This window comes from Curtobacterium sp. UNCCL17 (assembly GCF_000686685.1).
GTDB classification, from domain to species: Bacteria; Actinomycetota; Actinomycetes; order Actinomycetales; family Microbacteriaceae; genus Curtobacterium; species Curtobacterium flaccumfaciens.
Map to the genome: position 1 here is coordinate 957,502 of NZ_KK366000.1, position 18,954 is coordinate 976,455.

18 protein-coding genes are annotated in these 18,954 nt (G+C 71.4%); 2 read left to right on the top strand and 16 right to left on the bottom strand.

The features are described 5' to 3' along the window. Positions 1-138: 138 nt before the first annotated feature. Entirely contained in the window at positions 139-1,149 is a 1,011-nt protein-coding gene (locus BR70_RS0109390; RefSeq protein ID WP_027465865.1) for a tetratricopeptide repeat protein, read from the bottom strand. Next, positions 1,146-2,888, bottom strand: coding sequence for a DUF8094 domain-containing protein (locus BR70_RS0109395; RefSeq protein ID WP_027465866.1), 1,743 nt, complete (start codon positions 2,886-2,888; stop codon positions 1,146-1,148). Before BR70_RS0109395 ends, BR70_RS0109390 begins: the two co-directional genes overlap by 4 nt. 182 nt (positions 2,889-3,070) lie before the next feature. Between BR70_RS0109395 and BR70_RS20295 the strand changes: the two genes are divergently transcribed. Continuing rightward, positions 3,071-4,912: a coiled-coil domain-containing protein gene (locus BR70_RS20295; protein WP_051596759.1), complete on the top strand. Its 1,842-nt coding sequence runs from the start codon at positions 3,071-3,073 to the stop codon at positions 4,910-4,912. An 87-nt stretch (positions 4,913-4,999) separates the two neighbouring features. Here the strand turns inward: BR70_RS20295 and BR70_RS0109405 are convergent, their stop codons facing one another. The 10 genes from BR70_RS0109405 to BR70_RS0109450 all read right to left on the bottom strand — a co-directional run bounded on the left by BR70_RS0109405 (position 5,000) and on the right by BR70_RS0109450 (position 13,778). Further along, positions 5,000-5,737, bottom strand: a complete 738-nt coding sequence (locus tag BR70_RS0109405; protein ID WP_027465867.1) for an alpha/beta hydrolase — start codon at positions 5,735-5,737, stop codon at positions 5,000-5,002. Beyond that, positions 5,734-6,036, bottom strand: a complete 303-nt coding sequence (locus tag BR70_RS0109410; RefSeq protein ID WP_027465868.1) for a hypothetical protein — start codon at positions 6,034-6,036, stop codon at positions 5,734-5,736. Before BR70_RS0109410 ends, BR70_RS0109405 begins: the two co-directional genes overlap by 4 nt. A gap of 12 nt (positions 6,037-6,048) precedes the next feature. Next, positions 6,049-6,948 carry an aggregation-promoting factor C-terminal-like domain-containing protein gene (locus BR70_RS23725; RefSeq protein ID WP_231495678.1) on the bottom strand — a complete coding sequence of 300 codons (900 nt, stop codon included), beginning with the start codon at positions 6,946-6,948 and terminating at the stop codon, positions 6,049-6,051. Positions 6,949-7,095: 147 nt separating this feature from the next. Further along, positions 7,096-7,644, bottom strand: coding sequence for a DivIVA domain-containing protein (locus BR70_RS0109420; protein ID WP_027465869.1), 549 nt, complete (start codon positions 7,642-7,644; stop codon positions 7,096-7,098). 77 nt (positions 7,645-7,721) lie between these two features. Beyond that, positions 7,722-8,666 (bottom strand): phosphatidate cytidylyltransferase, encoded by a 945-nt coding sequence (locus BR70_RS0109425; RefSeq protein ID WP_027465870.1) that lies wholly within the window; start codon positions 8,664-8,666, stop codon positions 7,722-7,724. 65 nt (positions 8,667-8,731) lie between these two features. Then, the gene (gene frr, locus BR70_RS0109430) at positions 8,732-9,286 is read right to left on the bottom strand and encodes a ribosome recycling factor (protein WP_027465871.1); all 555 of its coding nucleotides are present in this window, start codon (positions 9,284-9,286) and stop codon (positions 8,732-8,734) included. A 46-nt stretch (positions 9,287-9,332) separates the two neighbouring features. Further along, entirely contained in the window at positions 9,333-10,052 is a 720-nt protein-coding gene (gene pyrH, locus BR70_RS0109435) for a UMP kinase (RefSeq protein ID WP_027465872.1), read from the bottom strand. 127 nt (positions 10,053-10,179) lie between these two features. After that, positions 10,180-11,007 carry a translation elongation factor Ts gene (gene tsf, locus BR70_RS0109440; RefSeq protein ID WP_027465873.1) on the bottom strand — a complete coding sequence of 276 codons (828 nt, stop codon included), beginning with the start codon at positions 11,005-11,007 and terminating at the stop codon, positions 10,180-10,182. 88 nt (positions 11,008-11,095) lie between these two features. After that, the gene (gene rpsB, locus BR70_RS0109445; protein WP_027465874.1) at positions 11,096-12,013 is read right to left on the bottom strand and encodes a 30S ribosomal protein S2; all 918 of its coding nucleotides are present in this window, start codon (positions 12,011-12,013) and stop codon (positions 11,096-11,098) included. A gap of 322 nt (positions 12,014-12,335) precedes the next feature. Next, on the bottom strand, positions 12,336-13,778 hold the full coding sequence (locus tag BR70_RS0109450) for a sugar porter family MFS transporter (RefSeq protein ID WP_051596806.1): 1,443 nt from the start codon (positions 13,776-13,778) through the stop codon (positions 12,336-12,338). 318 nt (positions 13,779-14,096) lie between these two features. On the opposite strand from BR70_RS0109450, the gene BR70_RS20305 reads away from it, so the two are divergent. Continuing rightward, positions 14,097-14,705 (top strand): murein hydrolase activator EnvC family protein, encoded by a 609-nt coding sequence (locus BR70_RS20305; protein ID WP_051596760.1) that lies wholly within the window; start codon positions 14,097-14,099, stop codon positions 14,703-14,705. A 74-nt stretch (positions 14,706-14,779) separates the two neighbouring features. Here BR70_RS20305 and BR70_RS0109460 read toward each other — a convergent pair whose 3' ends face one another. The 4 genes from BR70_RS0109460 to BR70_RS0109475 are packed head-to-tail and all read right to left on the bottom strand — an operon-like array spanning position 14,780 to position 18,870. Further along, positions 14,780-15,712 carry a tyrosine recombinase XerC gene (locus BR70_RS0109460; protein WP_035808355.1) on the bottom strand — a complete coding sequence of 311 codons (933 nt, stop codon included), beginning with the start codon at positions 15,710-15,712 and terminating at the stop codon, positions 14,780-14,782. Between the two features lie 25 nt (positions 15,713-15,737). Beyond that, complete coding sequence (gene dprA, locus BR70_RS20310; RefSeq protein WP_155896837.1) at positions 15,738-16,976, bottom strand: DNA-processing protein DprA; 1,239 nt, start codon at positions 16,974-16,976, stop codon at positions 15,738-15,740. Further along, on the bottom strand, positions 16,973-18,496 hold the full coding sequence (locus BR70_RS0109470) for a YifB family Mg chelatase-like AAA ATPase (protein WP_027465877.1): 1,524 nt from the start codon (positions 18,494-18,496) through the stop codon (positions 16,973-16,975). Before BR70_RS0109470 ends, dprA begins: the two co-directional genes overlap by 4 nt. Then, a complete protein-coding gene (locus BR70_RS0109475) occupies positions 18,493-18,870 on the bottom strand; it encodes a YraN family protein (protein ID WP_035808666.1) in 378 nt (125 codons plus the stop codon). Before BR70_RS0109475 ends, BR70_RS0109470 begins: the two co-directional genes overlap by 4 nt. Positions 18,871-18,954 lie beyond the last annotated feature (84 nt).

Below are 18,954 nucleotides of genomic sequence, written 5' to 3' on the forward strand. Positions count from 1 at the left end.
TCGTCTGCTCAAGACGCCGTCGTGTGCTCGAGACGCCGTCGTGTCCTTGAGACACCCCGGAAACACCGAGACGCCGCCGGATCCGGCGGCGTCTCGGTGTGACGACGGCGTCTTCTTCGCAGCGCCGACCCTGCGGGCCTAGTACAGGGCGTTCGCCAGGCGGCGACGCGCCGCGACGACGCGCGGGTCCTCGCTGCCGATGAGCTCGAAGTACTCGACGAGCCGGACACGCAGGGCCTCGCGGTCGTCGCCGAACACCGTCGGCACGAGGTCGAGCAGACGACCGAAGGCATCGTCGACGTGCCCACCCGAGATGTCGAGGTCGGCGACCGCCAGCTGTGCCTGGACGTCCTGCGGACCGGCGGCTGCTGCCGCCCGGATCTCGTCGGCCGTCCGGCCGTTGAGCCGGTCGAGCAGCGACACCTGCGCGAGTCCGGCGACGGCCATCTGGTCGTGCGGGTCCTGCAGGATCGCGGTCTTGTACTCCTCGATGGCGGTGGCGAAGTCGCCCCGCTCGATCGCGTCGTACGCCGCCTGGTGGTGCGGCGGGAGCGGCTCCGGCTCCGGCTCGCCCTGCTCGGCGTCGGTGGGGGCCGCTGCGCCGTCGACGGTGACGCGACCGGTCACGCCGTTCTGCTCGGCCGCCTGGAGCACCTGCTCGTAGACGTCGCGGACCTGCGCCTCGGGCAGTGCCCCGACGAAGAGCCCGAGCGGGCGCCCACCGATCACGGCGGCCACGGTCGGGATCGACTGCGCCTGGAACGCCTGCACGAGCTGCGGGTTCGTGTCGGCGTCCACCTTGGCGAGCACCACGCGGCCGTCGTACTCCGCGGTGAGCTGCTCGAGGATCGGCGAGAGCTGCTTGCACGGCCCGCACCACTCGGCCCAGATGTCCACGATGACCGGGACGACGGTCGACAGCTGCAGGACGTCCTGGAACGTCGCGTCGGTGACGTCGATGACGAGCGACGGGACGGTCAGGTCAGCGCCGTTCACGGTGCCGGCTTCGGTGCCGGGCACGGCACCGCCAGGGGAACCCGCCGGGGCCGGAGCACCGGACGGCTGGGGCGGCCGCTGTGCGCGGTCGACGAGGGACGACAGGTCCACGGCTCCGCGGAGCCCGGACGGGGTCGGGGGGATGTTGCTCATTGCACCTCACTCGCTGCGGTCAGGCCCTGTGTGAACCCGAGCAGGACCACTTTGCCATCCGAGGCGACCGGCGGCACGTAGAAGAGCAGCTGGACGCTGTAGGTCGCGCTGATGCCCTTCTTGCTCGTGTCCACGCCGGACAGTGCCTTGACGGCACCCTCGGTGTTCACCTCGGCGCCGGAGGCGGTCGGGGTCACCTTCTCGACCTCGTCCAGGTCGGCGGAGACCAGGGCACCGGCGTCGTCGGTCGCGATGGCGACGGCGGAGTCGGCCGGGACCTCGGACGAGTACTCGATCTTCGCCGTGTCCGGCAGGGCCTTGGCCTTCTTGTCCTTGTACGCCTTGCCGATGGTGGTGCGGAGCGCATCGCCCTCGGTCGCGAACAGGTCGGCGTACTCGCTGGCGGTGTCCTTCGACAGGATGTCGCCGTACGCGGTCGCGACCTGGTCGGGCTGGATCGTCAGGAGCTTCGACTCCGGCGCGAGCAGTGCGGCACCGATCGTCGTCGGCGCGAGGCTCGGGATCTTCGCGTCGGCCTCGAGCGAGACGTCGTACGCCACCTTGTACGGATCACGGGCGCTGTCCTGCACCAGGGTCAGGGCCTGCGGCGCCGACTTGGCGTCGCAGTCCTCGGCGACGATCGTGAAGACCGTGCGCGGCCAGCTGTCGGTCTGCTGCGGCAGCGCGACGCACACCTGCGCGGCCGAGATCGCCGGGGGCGCCTTGACGTCCGCGTCCTTCGCGCGGATCGCGTAGTTCGCCTCGCGCAGTTCGAGCGCGGCACCCGTGAAACGGGTCCCGGCGAGCCTGCTGTCACGGGTTTCGTCGGCCTGCTTCGCCACTGCGGCGGTGCGCTGCACGACGCGGGTGATCTGCTGCTTGGTCGCAGCCGTCGGCTCGGTCGTGTCCGCCGCCCCGGTGGCAGTGGCCGTCGGCGTCGCGGTGGCGAGCGACGGGTCGCCACCCTGCGGCCAGTAGTCCGAGGAACAGCCGGCCAGGGTCAGGGCACCGACGAGCAGCACCGGGACACCGACGAAGGCGCGCGAGCCACGGCGACCAGGACGCGGCACCTGCGCGCCGGCTGCGGCAGCCCGGCGCGAGGCGCGCACCCGCGGCGGCCGGCTGCCCCCACTGCGACGACGGGGGCCGCGGCCGCGGCGCTGGTGCAGGAACGCGAGGACGAGCAGCACGAGGCCTCCGACGACGAACACGCCACCGGCCACCAGCAGCGGACCGACCGCCGGGGTCGCGGTGTCCTGCGGCCAGGTGACGGACACGTCGCTCGGGGCCGCGGCCTTGCCGTCGCTGACGACGAGCACCGAGACGTCCTGCGGCAGACGCACGGTGAACTGCCCGGCACCGTCGTACTCCTGGTACCAGAGGTCACTGCCCTTGGGCGAGGGAACGCTGGTCTCGCTGCCAGTGGTCGACCCGACCAGGGATCCCTTCTCGGCGTCGAAGCGGAGCGTGGTGTGCTCGGCCTCACCGATCCAGGCGTCGACGTCGGCGGTCTTGCCGTAGGCGGCGAAGACCTTGCCGGAGCCGGACACGTTGATGCGCTGGTAGCCGGGGTTGGCGTTGAGGGTCGTCCCCGGGATCACCGTCACCGGGGCGGAACTGGTCGTCGAGCTCTCGGCCACGAGCGAGGACGGCGGCGCGAACACGGTCCGCTGTCCCACCGCCAGCGCCACGAGCAGCAGACCGATGACGAAACTGACGATCGCCAGGACGAATCGCACGAACTCTCTCCCTACCGCGCCGGGGTGGGGATGTCGGCGCGCGAATCAGCGACTCAGGATAGCGAGCAACGCTGGACAGTGCATCAATCCGCGCTGTCGCCGGACTCAGACGCCCCGCTCCGGCCCCCACTACAATCGACCGCGGGCCGAACCTGGCCCGCTGCCGACCCCAGGAGCGACACGTGGCGAACGACGAGGCCGAGTTCGGAACCGAGCTGCGCGGGTACCGCCGCGACGAGGTGGAGCGTTCGCTGAACGACCTGCGACGCGAGCTCATCAAGTCGAACAACGACCGCGCCGACGCCGCGAAGGAGATCCGTCTCCTGCAGGCCCGGGTCTCCGAGCTGCAGGGCGAGCTCGACGAAGCCGGCACCCCCACGTACAGCGGACTCGGCACTCGCCTCGAGTCCACCCTGCGCGTGGCCGAAGAGCAGTCGACCCGGCTCATCAGCCAGGCGGACATCGACGCCCAGCGGCTCCGTGCCTCGAGCCGCGCCGAAGCCGAGCGCACCGTCCGCGAAGCACAGGAAGAAGCGCGCGACACCCTCGAGGACGCCCGCACCCGCGCCACCAACGAGCTCACCCGAGCCCGCGCCGAGGCAGCCGACACCGTCGAGCGCGCCCGCGCCGAGGCCGGTCTGCTCACGCAGGACGCCCGCAACGAAGCTGCCGCGATCCGCGGTGCCGCCGTGACCGAGGCCGCCGAGGTCCGCTCCATCGCCATCCGCGAGACGAACGCCCTGCGCGCCCAGGTCGAGCACGAGGTCGCCGAGCTGCGCGAGATCGCCCAGCGGGAGTCCGCCGAGGCCCGCACCGCCGCCGCCGAGCTCGACCGCGAGACCGAGCACCGCCGTTCGGTCTTCGAGGCCGACCACACCCGTCGCACCGAGGACCTCGACCGCGAGGAGACGACCCGACGCGAGGCCCTCGAGCGCGAGGTCACCGAGGGTCGTGCCGCCTGGCACCGTGAGCGTGACGAGGAGCAGCAGGCACACGCGCTGGCCCTCGAGACCGGTCGCGCCGAACTCGAGTCCGAGGTCACGCGTCGCCGCGCCGAGCTCGACACCGAGGTCGCGGACCGCCGCCGCGAGCTCGACGAGGAACTCGCCGCCGCCCGCGCCCAGTGGGACCGCGAACTCGCCGCCGCCCGCACCGCACTGGAGCAGGAGACCGAGGCGGCCCGTGCGCAGCTCCGCGTCGACGAGGAGCAGACCCGCGTCGAGAACGCGCGCCTGGTGCAGGAGACCGCCGACCGGATCGCCCGTGAGCTCGAGGAGCACGACGCCCGGATCGCGCAGGAGCGCGCGGAGGCCGATGCGGCAGCCGAGCGTGCTGTCCGTGAGCACGAGAACGCCATCGCCGCCCGACGCGAGCGTGAGCACGCCGAGGTCGACACCGAGATCGCCGACCGCCGCACCGCCGAGCTCGGGGTGCTCGAGGCCGAGCGCACCGCCCTGCGGCAGGAGATCGACACCGCCCGCGCCGCCCTGGTGAAGGAGCGCGACGAGGTCCGCGCCGAGATCGCCCGGGAGCGCGACGAAGCCCGCACGACGCTCGAGTCGGAGCTCGCCTCCCGACGTGATGACGCCGAGCAGGACTACCTGCGGAAGCACCACGAGACGGTGACCGAGACGCAGAAGTACCTGGACGAGGCGAACCTGCAGCTCGCCGAGGCCACGCGTCGTGCGACCGAGGCCCGTGAACGCGCCGAGCGCCTGCAGCAGGAGGCCGACGACCTCGAGCGCACCAGCACGGCCGAGGCCCAGGAGCACGCGCGCACCATCGTCGCCGACGCGCAGGACCGGGTGCACCGGATGGTCGCGGACGCCGAGGAGCGCACCGCCGGCGTCATCGCCGAGGCCGAGGACCGCCTGGCGGCCATCCGGACCGAACGCGAAGCCGTCGCGGGGTACCTCGAGAACCTCCGCGGGGTCCTCACCAACGCCACCGGCCTGCTCGGCACGGCACCCGCCGCAGCGTCCGATGCGGACGCTGACGACGACGTGGACGCGACCGACCGCTGACGGTCCACGGCCTGGAGGCGCGCCCCGCGCCTCCAGGCAGTGCCACCTGGTGCAGATGGCGGGCCGCAGGGCGTCTTCCGGGAGTCGTCAGACCGGCCAGTGGGTCGGCAGCGGCGCGCGGCCCGGGACGACGAGGTCGGCGATCGCGTCGAGGACGATCCGCACGTACCGCTCCCCCACCCACAGGTGCTTCGCGCCCGCGACCGGCACGACCCGGACGTTCGGGGCGAGTGCGAACCGTGCCGCCGCGGCCTCGGGCTGCAGGAAGTCGTCGTGCTCCGGGACGAGCGCCACGACCGGGACCCCGACGGCAGCCCAGCGGGCGAGTTCCTCGTCCGAGGTACGGTGCAGCGGCGGGGACAGCAGGACGACCCCGGCGACCGTGCCGGCCTCGACGTGTTCGAGCGCGTGCTTGAGGATCACCTCGGTGCCGAAGGACCACCCCACCAGCCACGGCGTCGGCAGGCCGCGTTCGACGACCTCGGCGACGGCGGCTCGCAGGTCGAAGCCCTCGGACACACCCTCGCCGAAGACGCCCTCGGAGGTCCCGCGCGGCGACGTGACGGACCGGAAGTTGAACCGCAGCACCGCGATGTCGGCGAGGGCGGGCAACCGCGCGGCAGCCTTCTTGAGCACGTGTGAGTCCATGAACCCGTGCGCGGTCGGCAGCGGGTGGAGCGTGACGATGGTTCCGCGGGCCGCGGTGTCGGCAGGCTCGGCGAGTTCACCGACGAGCGTCAGGTGGTCGTCGGTGACGAGCTCGACCTCGGTGCGCCGGGCCGGCAGCTCGGTGGCGGATCGGATCTCGGTGTCGTCATCGGTCATGCGATGCTCCAGCAGTGGTTGTGCCAGTGCCGGCGTGACGCCAGGTCGGCGGCGTCACCGAGCACGCCGTCCGCCCGCCAGACGACCACGTGGGCGGTGCCGGGCACGACGGTTCCGCCGCACCCCGGGCAGATGTACTCCTTCTGCGCCGACGCGGCCGAGATCGGCTGCACCTGGTACTCGCGACCGTGACGGACCTCGGTGCGCTTCCACGAGCTCATCAGCCGGTCGAGGGTGTTCTCCTCGTCAGGCTCGACGTCGCGACCACGGGGACGCCGCGGTCGGTTGCTGCGCGGCACCCGAGCAGCCGATCAGTACCAGTTGTTGGCCTGGCTGTGCCCCCAGGCACCACAGGGGGTGCCGTAGACGCCGGCGATGTAGTTGAGACCCCAGGTGATCTGCGTCGCCGGGTTGGTCTGCCAGTCGGCGCCCGCCGTGGCCATCTTGCTGCCGGGGAGGGCCTGCGGGATGCCGTACGCACCGCTGGGGTTGTAGGCGTTCACGCGCCAGCCGGACTCCTTGTTCCACAGCGAGACCAGGCAGTTGTACTGGTCGGTCCCCCAGCCACGAGCCGTGACCTGCTGCAGGGCGATCGCCTGCGCGCTGCCCGGGTCGGGCGTCGCGGCGGTGGCGGCGAGCGTGTTGGCGGCCGAGACCGGCTGGGTCTCGGTGGCCGCGGTGTCGTCGGTGGTCTCGGCGTCGGCCTCGTCCTCTTCGACGACGGGCTTGACGACCTTCGGGGCCGGGACGGTGACGTCGTAGCCGTCACGGTCGGCGGCGGCCACGGCGTAGGTGCCGTGCGCGGTGTACTGCTGCGGCGCCGGCGGGGTCTTCACGAGCACCGGTGTGTCGACCGCGGCCTGTGCCACGTCGGCCTGCAGAGGGTTGAACAGCGAGCCGCCGACGAACAGGAACACACCGACGAAGGACATCATCGGGGCCGTCGCGCGCTTGCGGGCCACGGCGTTCACCGACGAAGCGGCGGGCTTGACGAGCTTCGGCGTCGCACGGCGCTGCACCGTCGCGGTGCGCTGCTTCGCGGGACGCTCGTCAGTGTCGACGAGGGCGTCGTGCGCGAAGGACGCCACGCGCTCGTCGGACACGCGGTTCGCCGCCACCGACTTCGGCGTGGCGACCGGACCCGTCGTCGCGGGCGCTGCCTGCGGGGTCACCCCGAACGCCGACGTCTCCGTCGTACGGGTTCGCTGCATTGCCGCGCGGCGCTCACCGGAAGCCTGGAGGCTGAGGTGCTCGCGGGTATCGCGGTCGGAGCTTGAGTCTGCCGTGTGCCTGCCCATGAGTAGGACCAGGGTAACGGAACGATCACGGAAAGCGAAGCACCTGGGGACAGCGCGTCGTCACCGGACAGCGAGCATCACTTCGACGACGGCGTCGAGCAGCGCGTCGACCTGCGCCTCGCGGTACCCGCCGTGCTTCGGGCGGAAGACGATCGAACGGACCTCGGTGAGACTGAGCGGCTTTCCCTCGCGGAAGTACCCGGCGAGCCGGGCGGCGAACGCGTCGACGTCCTTCGGGTGGTAGCCGGTGCCGAGCACGTTGACCCGGCTGAACCGCTGGCCGTCGGGCCGCTCGAGCCGCGCCACGACGTCGGATGCCTTCGTCCGCGCTTCGGCGTACCAGGCCTTCTTGCCGACCTCGCTCATCTCCCGCTCACGCTCACGGGCCGCGAAGGCGTCCTCGAGCCGTTCGAGCGCAGCGTCGACGTGCGACGTGGAGTACCCGCCCTTGCGCATCGAGAAGGCCGTGGCGCGGATCTTCGCGGCCTCGATGCCGGGGGCGCTGTCGTCTGCGGAGTACGCGCGCCGGGCGTCCTCGAGGAAACGCTCGACTTCGTCGACGTCGTAACCGAGGGCGGAACGGGCTGCGGTCGGGAAGGTGGTGGCCACGGCGTCATTCTGCCAGTCCGGACCCGTGGCACAACCTGGACGCGCTGAGTGCGGCGTTCAGCCCGACACGAGCGCGGTCAGTGGTTGACGATCAGGTACAGCACGTAGGCGACCGCGGCGGACGGCAGGATGCTGTCGATGCGGTCGAGCAGGCCGCCGTGTCCGGGCAGGAACGACGAGATGTCCTTGATGCCGAGGTCGCGCTTGATCATCGACTCGGTCAGGTCGCCGAGCGTGGCCGAACCGGAGATGAGCACACCGAGCAGGACGCCCGTCCACCAGGGCAGCCCGAGCATGAACAGGGCCACCAGGACGCCGACGACGATGCTCGCCGCCACGGACCCGGCGAAGCCCTCCCACGTCTTCTTGGGGCTGATGCGCGGTGCCATCGGGTGCTTGCCGAGGTTCAGCCCGGTGGCGTACGCGCCGGTGTCGACCGCGACGACGACGAGGATGAACCCGATCACCCAGAGGTTGCCGTCCGGCTGGGCGGACAGCAGCACGACGCAGGCGCCGAGCAGGGAGATGTAAGCCTGGACGAACAACCCGTTGGTGAGGTCACGGGCGACGTTGCCGGCCGGGGGCTTCTGCCGCGCGACGGCGACCTCGACCAGGCGCCAGACGCTGATCAGGACGATGCCGCCGAGCAGGGTGAACAGCGCCGCGACCTGCCCCACCAGGAACGCCGCCGGCACGATCGCGATCGCGACGGCGACACTCGGGATCCGCGGGACGTCGCGCCCGGCGAACCGCATCGCGCTCGTGAGCTCGTAGACGCCGACGCCCAGCAGGAACGCCGCGACCACCATGAACGACGGCGGCCAGAGGAGCAGCGTGCCGAGCATCACGACGGCGAACGCGAGCGCGATGCCGATCGCGGCCGGCAGGTTGCGCCCGGTCCGCGCGGTCAGCGCCTCGTTGCGCGCGCCGAAGTCGGCCTTGCGCTGACGGAGCTGCGCCTCGAAGTCGGTGCGCGCCGCTCGTGCACGCGCATCGAAGTCCTGACGGAGCCCCTTCTTCACGGGCCCGCTCGACGCGGGCCCGTGCTCTGCTGTGGGGCGGTCATCGCCCTGGTCGGAGCGACGCATCAGACCTCGAGGAGTTCGGCTTCCTTCTTCTTCAGCGACTCGTCGATCTGGTCGACGTGCTTCTTCGTCAGGGCCTCGAGGTCCTTGTCGCCGCGCGAGATCTCGTCGTCGGAGATCTCACCCTTGAGTGCGTCGAGGTCGTCCTTGGCCTTGCGGCGGATGTTCCGGACGACGACCTTGTGGTCTTCGCCCTTCGTCCGCACGAGCTTGACGAACTCCTTGCGGCGGTCCTTGGTGAGCTCCGGGATCGTCACGCGGACGATGTCCCCGTCGTTCGTCGGGCTGGCGCCGAGGTTCGGGAAGGTCGCGATCGCGCGCTCGATCTCCTTGAGCGCCGTCTTGTCGTACGGCGTCACGATGAGCGTGCGGGCCTCGGGCGTCTGCAGCGACGCGAGCTGCGCGAGCGGCGTCGGCGTGCCGTAGTACTCGACCGGGATCTTCTGGAAGAGCGCCGCGTTGATGCGGCCGGTGCGGACGGTCGAGAAGTCGTCCTTGGCGACCTCGACAGCCTTCGCCATCTTCTCGGTGGCTTCGGTCAGGACATCACTGATCACGGTGTTACTCCTTCGGTACTGGCGTCGAGTCTAGTCAGCGCGGGGGTCAGTTGCTGACGACGGTGCCGATGCGCTCGCCACGGATCGCGGCCTGAACGTTGCCCTCGCCCTCCATGCCGAAGACGTGCATCGGCATGCCGTTGTCCATGCAGAGCGAGAACGCGGTGGCGTCGACGACCTTGAGGCCCTTCAGCAGCGCGTCCTGGTAGGTCACGTGGTGCAGCTTCTCGGCCGAGGCGTCCTTCTTCGGGTCGGCGGTGTACACGCCGTCGACGCCGTTCTTGGCGACGAGGACCTCGTCCGCCTTGATCTCGAGCGCACGCTGCGCCGCGACCGTGTCGGTCGAGAAGTACGGCAGTCCGGCACCGGCGCCGAAGATGACGACCCGGCCCTTCTCGAGGTGCCGCTCGGCGCGCCGCGGGATGTACGGCTCGGCGACCTGGGTCATCGCGATGGCGGACTGCACGCGCGTGGCAGCTCCCGCCTGCTCGAGGAAGTCCTGCAGCGCGAGAGCGTTCATCACCGTGCCGAGCATGCCCATGTAGTCGGCGCGGCCGCGGTCCATGCCGCGCTGCGAGAGCTCGGCACCGCGGAAGAAGTTGCCCCCGCCGACGACGATCGCGATCTCGACCTCACGCGCGGCGACGGCGATCTCCTTGGCGATGGTGCCGATCACGTCGGGGTTCACTCCGAGGGAGCCGGCGCCGAACGCCTCTCCCGACAGCTTCAGCAGAACGCGGCGTCGTCCGGTCTTCTCGTCGGTCATCTGGTCCGCACCCTTCGTCGTGGTCTCGTGGAAATGTACTCGCGGATGTGTCGCGCGTGTGCCGTGCCCATGCGCGCGAAAAACGGGGCCAGGAACCTGGTTGGTTCCTGACCCCGTCACGGGTTCGTTACGCGCCGACCTTGACGCGGGCGAAGCCCTGGATCGTGATGCCGGCGTTCTCGGCGGCCTTCGCGACGGAGATCTTGTTGTCCTTCGCGTAGTCCTGGTCGAGGAGCGACACCTGCTTGATGTAGGCGTTCACCCGGCCCTCGACGATCTTCGGGAGCGCAGCCTCGGGCTTGCCCTCTTCGCGCGTGATCGCCTCGACGGTCGCACGCTCCTTCTCGATGGCCTCGGCCGGGACCTCGTCGCGCGTCAGGTACGTCGGGTTCGCGAACGCGACGTGCTGCGCGATCGAACGTGCCTCCGCGGCGTTGTCACCCTCGTACGCGATGACGACGGCGATCTGCGGCGGCAGGTCCTGGCTGGTCTTGTGCAGGTAGATCTCGAAGGCCGAGCCCTCGACACGGCGGACCGTGCGGACCTCGAGCTTCTCGCCCAGCGCGGCGGCCGACTCGTTGACGACCTCGAGGACGGTCTTGCCGTCCAGCGGTGCGGCGTTGGCGGCAGCGACGTCGGCGGCACCGGCAGCGGCGACAGCGCCCAGCACCTTGTCGGCGAGGGTGGTGAACTTCTCGTTCTTCGCGACGAAGTCGGTCTCGCTCGCGAGCTCGACGACCGTGGCGGCGCCGTTCTCGGAGGTCGCGACGACGACACCTTCGGAGGTGGCACGGTCGTCGCGCTTGGCGACGGCCTTGGCACCCTTGATGCGGAGCAGCTCGACGGCCTTGTCGTAGTCGCCGTCGGCCTCGACGAGCGCGTTCTTCGCGTCCATCATGCCGGCGCCGAGGTCCTCGCGGAGCTTCTTCACGTCAGCAGCGGTGAAGTTTGCCATTGACTGGAGTCCTTTCTGGACTGTACGTGTGTGGAGAGTGGAGTGCAGTCGGGGCGCCGGACCCGGTGGGGTCCGGCGCCCCGGCGACTCACTCGGCGGGGGTGGTCTCCGCGGCTGCCTCGGCCTCGGCCGTCGGCTCCGCGTTCTTCGCCTCGTCGGCGATCGGCTCGCCGATCTCCTTCGCGGCGACCTGCGCGTCAGCGTCGTTCTCCTCGACGGGGGCGGCGGGCGCCTCGGTCGTGGCGGCGGTCTCGCCACCGAGGAGCTCCTGCTCCCACTCGGCGAGGGGCTCGCTGGCCTCGTCCTCGTCGCCACCGTTGTGGCGGGTCTTCAGGCCCTCGGCCGCGGCGTCGGCGACGATGCGGGTCAGGAGACCGACGGAGCGGATCGCGTCGTCGTTGCCCGGGATCGGGTACGTGATCTCGTCGGGGTCGCAGTTGGTGTCGAGGATGCCGATGATCGGGATACCGAGCTTCTGCGCCTCGTCGACGGCGAGGTGCTCCTTCTTGGTGTCGACGATCCAGAGCGCGCTCGGGGTCCGCGTGAGGTTGCGGATACCACCGAGGGTCTTGTGGAGCTTGTCCAGCTCGCGCTTCTTGATGAGGAGCTCCTTCTTGGTGAAGCCCTTCGTCGTGTCGTCGAAGTCGATCTCCTCGAGCTCCTTCATGCGCGCAAGGCGCTTGGAGACCGTCTGGAAGTTCGTGAGCAGACCGCCGAGCCAACGCTGGTTGACGTACGGCTGGCCGACGCGGGTCGCCTGCTCGGCGATGGAGCCCTGGGCCTGCTTCTTGGTGCCCACGAAGAGGATCGTGCCACCGTGCGCGACCGTCTCCTTGACGAAGTCGTACGCGCGGTCGATGAAGGCCAGCGACTGCTGCAGGTCGATGATGTGGATGCCCGAGCGCTCGGCGAGGATGAAGCGCTTCACCTTCGGGTTCCACCGACGGGTCTGGTGTCCGAAGTGGACGCCGCTGTCGAGCAGCTGGCGGATGGTGACGACGGCCATGTGCCGTCCTCCTTCTGTGTTCTCGGCGCGCAGCCGTGCTCTCGCACGTCGCTGCGGACCTGTTGCGGTTGTGTCGATCACGACCGTCGGTCGTGGTCCCTGGTGTCCTGGCACGCGACCGCCCGCTCGTGAGAGCGGGACCGGTGGTCGGGTACCGAGCCCGTGAGGGCTTGGTGGACACGCGAAGTCAGCGCGCATCAGCACGCTGCTGGATAGATGCTAACAGAAGGGAGGCCCGGATCACGCGCGCCTCGCGGCTGACGTGATCCGGGCCTCCTGTCCGGCGATCCGTGCGGAACGGACGCGGTGCGCGACCGGCCGATCAGGCCTTGGCGTCCACCGTGTCGCCGTCGGCGGAGATGCCCATCTCCTCGAGCGAGCGGCCCTTGGTCTCCGGGATCTTGGCGATGACGAAGAACAGCGACAGCAACGCGAACAGCGCGTAGATGCCGTAGGTGACCGTCAGGTTGAAGCCGGACAGCACCGGGAACGAGATCGTGACGATGAAGTTCGCGATCCAGTTGGCGGCCGAGCCGATGCCCAGCGCGGTGGCACGGATGCGGTTCGGGAACATCTCGCCGAGCAGCACCCACATGAGCGGACCCCACGTGGCGCCGAAGGACACCACGAAGAGGTTCGCGAAGATCAGCGCGATGACGCCCCACGAGCCGGGGAGGCTCGGGCTGCCGTCGACGATCGTCGCCTGCGAGAACGCGATGGCGACCATGGTGAGCGAGACGAACATGCCCGCCGAACCGGCGACGAGCAGCGGCTTGCGGCCGACCTTGTCGACCAGGAAGATCGCGATGAAGGTGACGGCGACGTTGACCACCGAGGTGATCGTGGAGATGAGGAACGAGTCTTCCTCCTTGAAGCCGACGGCCTGCCAGAGCGTCGTCGAGTAGTAGAAGATCACGTTGATGCCGACGAACTGCTGCAGCACGGCCAGGATGATGCCCACCCAGACGATCGGCTGGAGCCCGAAGCGGTTGCCCCGGATGGAGCCCTTCTTCTCGTTGGCTTCCTTCTCGATGCCGTCCTGGATCTCCTCCAGGCTCGTGTTCACGGTGTCGCGCGGGACGATCTTGCCCATCACCACGCGCGCGTCGTCAGCACGACCCTTGGTGAGCAGGTAGCGCGGGGACTCCGGCAGCGTGATCGCCAGGACGCCGTAGACGACCGAGGGGATCACCCCGACCAGGAACATCCAGCGCCAGGCCGCGAGACCCCAGACCTCGGCCGAGGCGCTGCCCGCGGTGACGGCGAAGAGCTGGTCGGACAGGAGCGCGGCGAAGATACCGAGCGTGATCGCCAGCTGCTGGAACGAGGCCAGCCGCCCGCGGATCGCCTTCGGGGAGACCTCGGAGATGTACGCCGGTGCGATGACCGAGGCGGTACCGATGCCGAGACCGCCGACGAGACGCCAGATCACGAGGTCCCACGTCGCGAACGCGAACGCCGAACCGATCGACGAGACGAAGAACAGCACGGCGGCCCAGAACATGATCCGGGTGCGGCCGTAGCGGTCGGCGAGGCGGCCGGCGAAGTAGGCGCCGAACGCACAGCCGATCAGGGCCGAGGCGACGGCGAAGCCGCTGGCCGCGTCGGAGAGGTTGAACTCGCCCTTGATCGCGTCGACGGCGCCGTTGATGACGGACGAGTCGAAGCCGAACAGGAAGCCACCGACCGCCGCCGCGATGGCGAACAGGGTGACCTTCCCCTTGAACGCACGGTCTTCGCCGTGCCCGGTGGTCGTGGTGGACACGATGCTCCTGGGTTCTGCCGCCGTGCCGGTGTGCAGCACGGTGCCCCGGCGGTCGGCTGGTTCGCCGTCCGAGCGGCGTTGCGTGTTCCGGAGCGGCCCCGACTGTACTCCTCGCTCGGGATCTGGTCATAACCGGGGCGTGATCGGGACGGGCGGGCCCTGCGCGCCGACGCTGGACGACACTGTCGCCGTCGTACGACGTCGATTCTGTCGCTTCCGTCGGCCGCACGTTCCTCCCCCGGCCTGGAGGCGCGACTCCCCCTCCACAGATCGCCCCGGTCCGCCCCTGGGCTGGGTTCCACTGCCCAGGCTGGGGACATGCGATCGAGCGCACGTCCCGTCCTGCTGTCCGTGGTGTGCGTTGCGCTGCTGAGCGGGACGGTGCTGAGCGGGACCGTGGTGTTCGGTGCCGCGCCGTCGACGGGAGGCGGGGCGACGGTGGGCTCCGGGGAGTCGGTGGGTGCCGGGGCGTCGGTGGACACTGTGACCGAGCCGCGCCGGGTCGAGGCTCGCTGGGTCTGGCCCACCGGATCCCGGGTGGTCGAGCGCGCATGGGAGGCACCGTCCTCGGACTACGCCGCCGGCCACCGGGGCCTCGACGTCCCGGCCGCCCTCGGCAGCCCTGCCTCGGCGGTGGACGACGGCACCGTGGCGTTCGCCGGGGCGGTCGGCGGCCGCACCGTCGTGACGATCGACCACGGCGACGGGCTGGTCAGCACGCTCGACTCGGTGACACCCCTGGTCGCCGCCGGGGACGAGGTCGTGCAGGGCGCGCCGGTCGGCCGCGTCTCGGTCGGGCACTGTCCGGAGTCCGCGCCGTGCCTGCACCTCGGTGCTCGTGTCGACGGTCGCTACGTCGATCCGATGGCGTACCTGCCACCGGCCGAGTGGCCGGTGCTGCTGCCCGAGTCGGCCTGGCCCGGGTGAGCCGAACGACCTGGACCGACCGGGAACCGACCGGGAACCGACCGGAACCGGACGGGACGCACGTCGGCGCAGGGTCAGGCGCGCGGGTGTGCCGTCCGGTAGACCTCACGCAGCCGAGCCGACGACACGTGCGTGTAGATCTGCGTCGTCCCGAGGCTGGCGTGACCGAGGAGTTCCTGCACCGCGCGCAGGTCCGCTCCGCCGTCGAGCAGGTGCGTCGCCGCGGTGTGCCGGAAGGTGTGCGGACCGCTCGGACCCTCGCCCGGCAGGTCACCGAGCAACCGGGCCACCACGCGGTAGGCACTGCGGACGCCGAGTCGGGCACCACGGTCGCCGAGGAACAGCGCCGTGCCTGCAGGCCCCTCCGCCCGTGCGGCGAGGGTGGGCCGTCCGCGCTCGAGCCACGCCTCGAGTGCGTCCCGCGCCGGAACCCCGAACGGCACCACGCGTTCCTTGCCGCCCTTGCCGAGCACCCGCACGGTCAAGCGTCCACGATCGACGTCGGTCACGTCGATCCCGACGAGTTCGCTGACCCGGATGGCCGCCGCGTACAGGAGCTCGACGAGGGCCAGGTCCCGCAGCGCCGTCGGGTCGTCCGTCGCCGCCCGGGAACCGAGTCCGTCGAGCAGGGCGCGCACCTGGTCGGCCGAAACCACGCGCGGCAGGTGTGCCCCACCCTTCGGGGCGCGGAGCCGGACCCCGGCGTCGGTCGTCGTCACCCCGGTCTCACTCGCCCAACGCGTGAACGCCCGCACCGACGAAGACCGCCTGGCGATGGTCGACCGGGCGAGCCCCCGGTGGTCGGCGTCCCACAGCCAGTCACGCAGGAGCTCGAGCTCGACGTCTGCGACGCGGTCGATGCCGCGATCGTCCGCGAACGCCACGAGCTGCTCGAGGTCGTTGGCGTACGCGCGGAGGGTCTGCTCGCTGAGGCCACGCGCGTGCCGGGCGTGCCCGAGGAAGGCGTCCACCGCCGCCACGAGTCGACCGTCCGTCCGCGCAACCACGACGCCAGCGTACGGCGACCGGACGTCATGCCCGACCCCACCCGCCGCCGGTGGCGACGACGAGTCCCTGCAGCTGTGCGAGCGCGAGCGCGTCGGCGACGTCGGCCGTCGACATGCCGGCCCGGCGGGCGATCTCGGCCTCGGGCAGGGCGCGACGGCCGAGCGCGTCGAGCACCCGGAGCACCTCGGGGTCCTGCCGGCCGGACAGGAGCGGTTCGTCCGGCACCGCTCCCCCGCTGGTCCCGTTCGCGGGCCTCGCCGCCGCTGCCGGATCCCCGGGGTGGACGACGATCTGCGCCCGCCCCTGTGCGATGAGCCGATGGCAACCGACCGAGGCCGAGGACGCGAACGCTCCCGGCACCGCGAACACGGGCCGGCCGAGCTGTGCGGCGTGGTGGGCGGTGTTGAGCGCCCCGGACCGGGCGCCCGCTTCGACCACGACCGTGACGTCGGCCAGCGCGGCGATCAGCCGGTTGCGGGCGAGGAAGCGCCACCGCGTCGGCCGTGTCCCCGGTGCCGACTCTGCGAGCAACGCCCCCTGCCGGGCCACGTTGTGGAGCAGTTGCGCGTTCCCCACGGGGTAGAGCTGGTCGATGCCGCCGGCCAGGACCGCCACAGTGGGCGTCCCGGCGGCGACGGCGACACGGTGCGCCACCGCGTCGATGCCGTAGGCGCCCCCGCTCACGATGCGGCACCCGGCGTCCGCCGCCGTCGAGGTGATCTCCGCCGCGGCCTCGGCACCGGCCACCGTGTTCGCCCGGGACCCCACGACCCCGAGCGCCGGCATCCCGTCGCCGAGGTGCGCCCCTGAGCTGCGCGCCCAGAGGACCACCGGGGCGTGCGGCCCGAGGTCGTCCATCGCCGACGGCCACCCGTCGCTCCCGGGGACCAGCAGACCGGCTCCGACCGCACCGGCCGCCGCGAGCACGTCGCCCACCTCGACAGTGGCCAATCGGGGCCGCCACCGTTCCACCGCGGTCTGCAGCACACCGAGCAGCACCGCTGGGTCCTCCGCACCCGGCACCTCGGCGTCGACGCAGCATCCCAGCAGCGAATCGAAATCCTCGTCCGCGGCGAGCAGCACCGCACCGAGCGCACGCTCCGGTCCGAGGCCGGCGAGGAGCTCGCCGGCGACGGAGTCCCCCGGTTCGACGACGGCTGACCACGCGATCCGCGCCGCGGCCTGCACCGGGTCCACCGCGGCACCGCTCGGCCCGAGCAGGCGCGCCACCGTGTCGAGGAGCTCCGTGCCCGCCGGGATCACAGCGCGCTCCGCAACGCGAGGGCACCGCGGACGTGCGCACCCGTGGGCCGCTCCACCGCATCGAGGTCGGCGAGCGTCCACGCCAGTCGCATCACGCGGTCCCAGCCGCGCATGGTCAGGGTGCCGAGGTCGAGTGCCCGGTCGAGGTCTGCCGTCGACCCCGGTTCGATGCGCCCCTCGGCCCGGAGCCACGCCCCGGTGACCTCGGCGTTGCGCGACCATCCCGTCCCGTGCAGGCGCTCCGCCATCCGGGCGCGGGCTGCCGCTACCGCCGCACGGGCGACCGCCGTCGTCGGGGTGCTGCCGTCCGCGTCCCGCATCCGACCCGTCCTCACCCGCGGCACCAGCACCCGGATGTCCATCCGGTCGAGCAGTGGCCCCGACATCCGACCGAGGTACCGGCGCACGGTGCTCGCCGAGCACTCGCACGGCTGCCCGTGCGCACCACCGGCGTTGCCGCACGGGCAGGGGTTCGCCGCCAGGACGACCTGACAGCGTGCGGGGAACTCGGCCGCTCCCGCCGCACGGTGGATCGTGATCCGACCGGACTCGAGCGGCTGCCGGAGCGCGTCGAGGACGGCCCGCGGGAACTCCGGCGCCTCGTCGAGGAACAGGATGCCCCCGGTGGCGCGCGACACGGCTCCGGGGCGCAGGACCCCCGACCCGCCGCCGATGAGCGAGACCGCCGACGCGGAGTGGTGCGGGGCTTCCCACGGTGGCTTCGTGCTCCACGAGGCGGGACCCAGCCCGGCGACGGACCGGACCGCGGCGACCTCGAGCGCGGTCTCGTCGTCGAGGTCGGGCAGCAACCCGGGCAGCCGCTCGGCGAGCATGGTCTTGCCCGCGCCCGGTGGCCCGAGCAGCAGTGCGTGGTGTCCCCCGGCCGCCGCGGCGATGAGGGCTCGGACGCCGACCGGGTTCCCCACGACGTCCGACAGCTCGGCCACGGGACGCGGCACCGACGTGACCGGGACCGGCAGCACCGGATCGACCTCGACCGCCGGCAGGAGTGCCCCGGCGTCGATCGCCGCCGCCCGCAACGAGTCCACGCCGCTGATCCGCACCCCGCCGACCACGCGGGCCTCGGTCAGGTTGCCGACGGGCAGCACCACGCGGTCCGCACCGGCGTCGCGCGCGGCGACCAGCATCGGGATCACCCCGGGGACCGGACGCACCCGCCCGTCGAGCCCGAGCTCGCCGATGTAGACGATGCGCTCCGAGACGTCCGGCGCGAGACCGGCTCCGGCGAGCACGGCCATCGCGATGGCGAGGTCGAACCCCGATCCGCGCTTCGGGATCGCCGCCGGGGTCAGGTTCACGGTGATCCGACGTGCGGGCAGCGGGCACCCCGCGTTCGCCGCCGCGGATCGCACGCGTTCCCGTGCCTCTCCGAGTGAGGTGTCCGGCAGACCGATGATGCTGAACGCCGGGAGCTGACTGGTCAGGTGCGCTTCGACCTCGATACGGCGACCGGTGACCCCGAGCAGCGCGACCGCGGCAGCGCGACCGATGCCCGTCACAGCACACCCGCCAGGTGCTCGACGACGGTGCGGGGACCGTCGACGTGGACCGCGACGACGTCCACCCGGACCGCGCGCGCCGAGACCTCGGGATGCGCGTCGAACCACTCGGGCACGAGTCGTCGCATCCGGGTGAGCTTCGCGGCGGTGATCGCCTCGAACGGGTGACCGGTCGCGGCCCCGGAACGGGTCTTCACCTCGATGAACGCGAGTGTGCAGGAATCCCACGCGACGATGTCGATCTCGCCGCGGGCACACCGCCAGTTCCGCTCGAGCACGCGGAACCCCCGCGCCTCGAGCCAGACCACCGCTCGTTCTTCACCGAATCGTCCGAGTCGACCGTTCCGGAGCGACCGCCCCGGTGGACGTTGCACGTCTTGTTCCATGTCGTTGCCTCCACGACAACGATCTCCAGAACGAACGCCACGATCGGCGGAGTCGGAGAGTCTGTGGAATCA

Coding starts and splice junctions, on each gene's coding strand:
- BR70_RS20305 (WP_051596760.1), top strand. CDS start 14,097: ATGCGATCGAGCGCACGTCCCGTCCTGCTGTCCGTGGTGTGCGTTGCG.
- BR70_RS0109405 (WP_027465867.1), bottom strand. CDS start 5,737: ATGACCGATGACGACACCGAGATCCGATCCGCCACCGAGCTGCCGGCC.
- pyrH (WP_027465872.1), bottom strand. CDS start 10,052: ATGACCGACGAGAAGACCGGACGACGCCGCGTTCTGCTGAAGCTGTCG.
- rpsB (WP_027465874.1), bottom strand. CDS start 12,013: ATGGCCGTCGTCACCATCCGCCAGCTGCTCGACAGCGGCGTCCACTTC.
- tsf (WP_027465873.1), bottom strand. CDS start 11,007: ATGGCAAACTTCACCGCTGCTGACGTGAAGAAGCTCCGCGAGGACCTC.
- BR70_RS23725 (WP_231495678.1), bottom strand. CDS start 6,948: ATGCAGCGAACCCGTACGACGGAGACGTCGGCGTTCGGGGTGACCCCG.
- BR70_RS0109390 (WP_027465865.1), bottom strand. CDS start 1,149: ATGAGCAACATCCCCCCGACCCCGTCCGGGCTCCGCGGAGCCGTGGAC.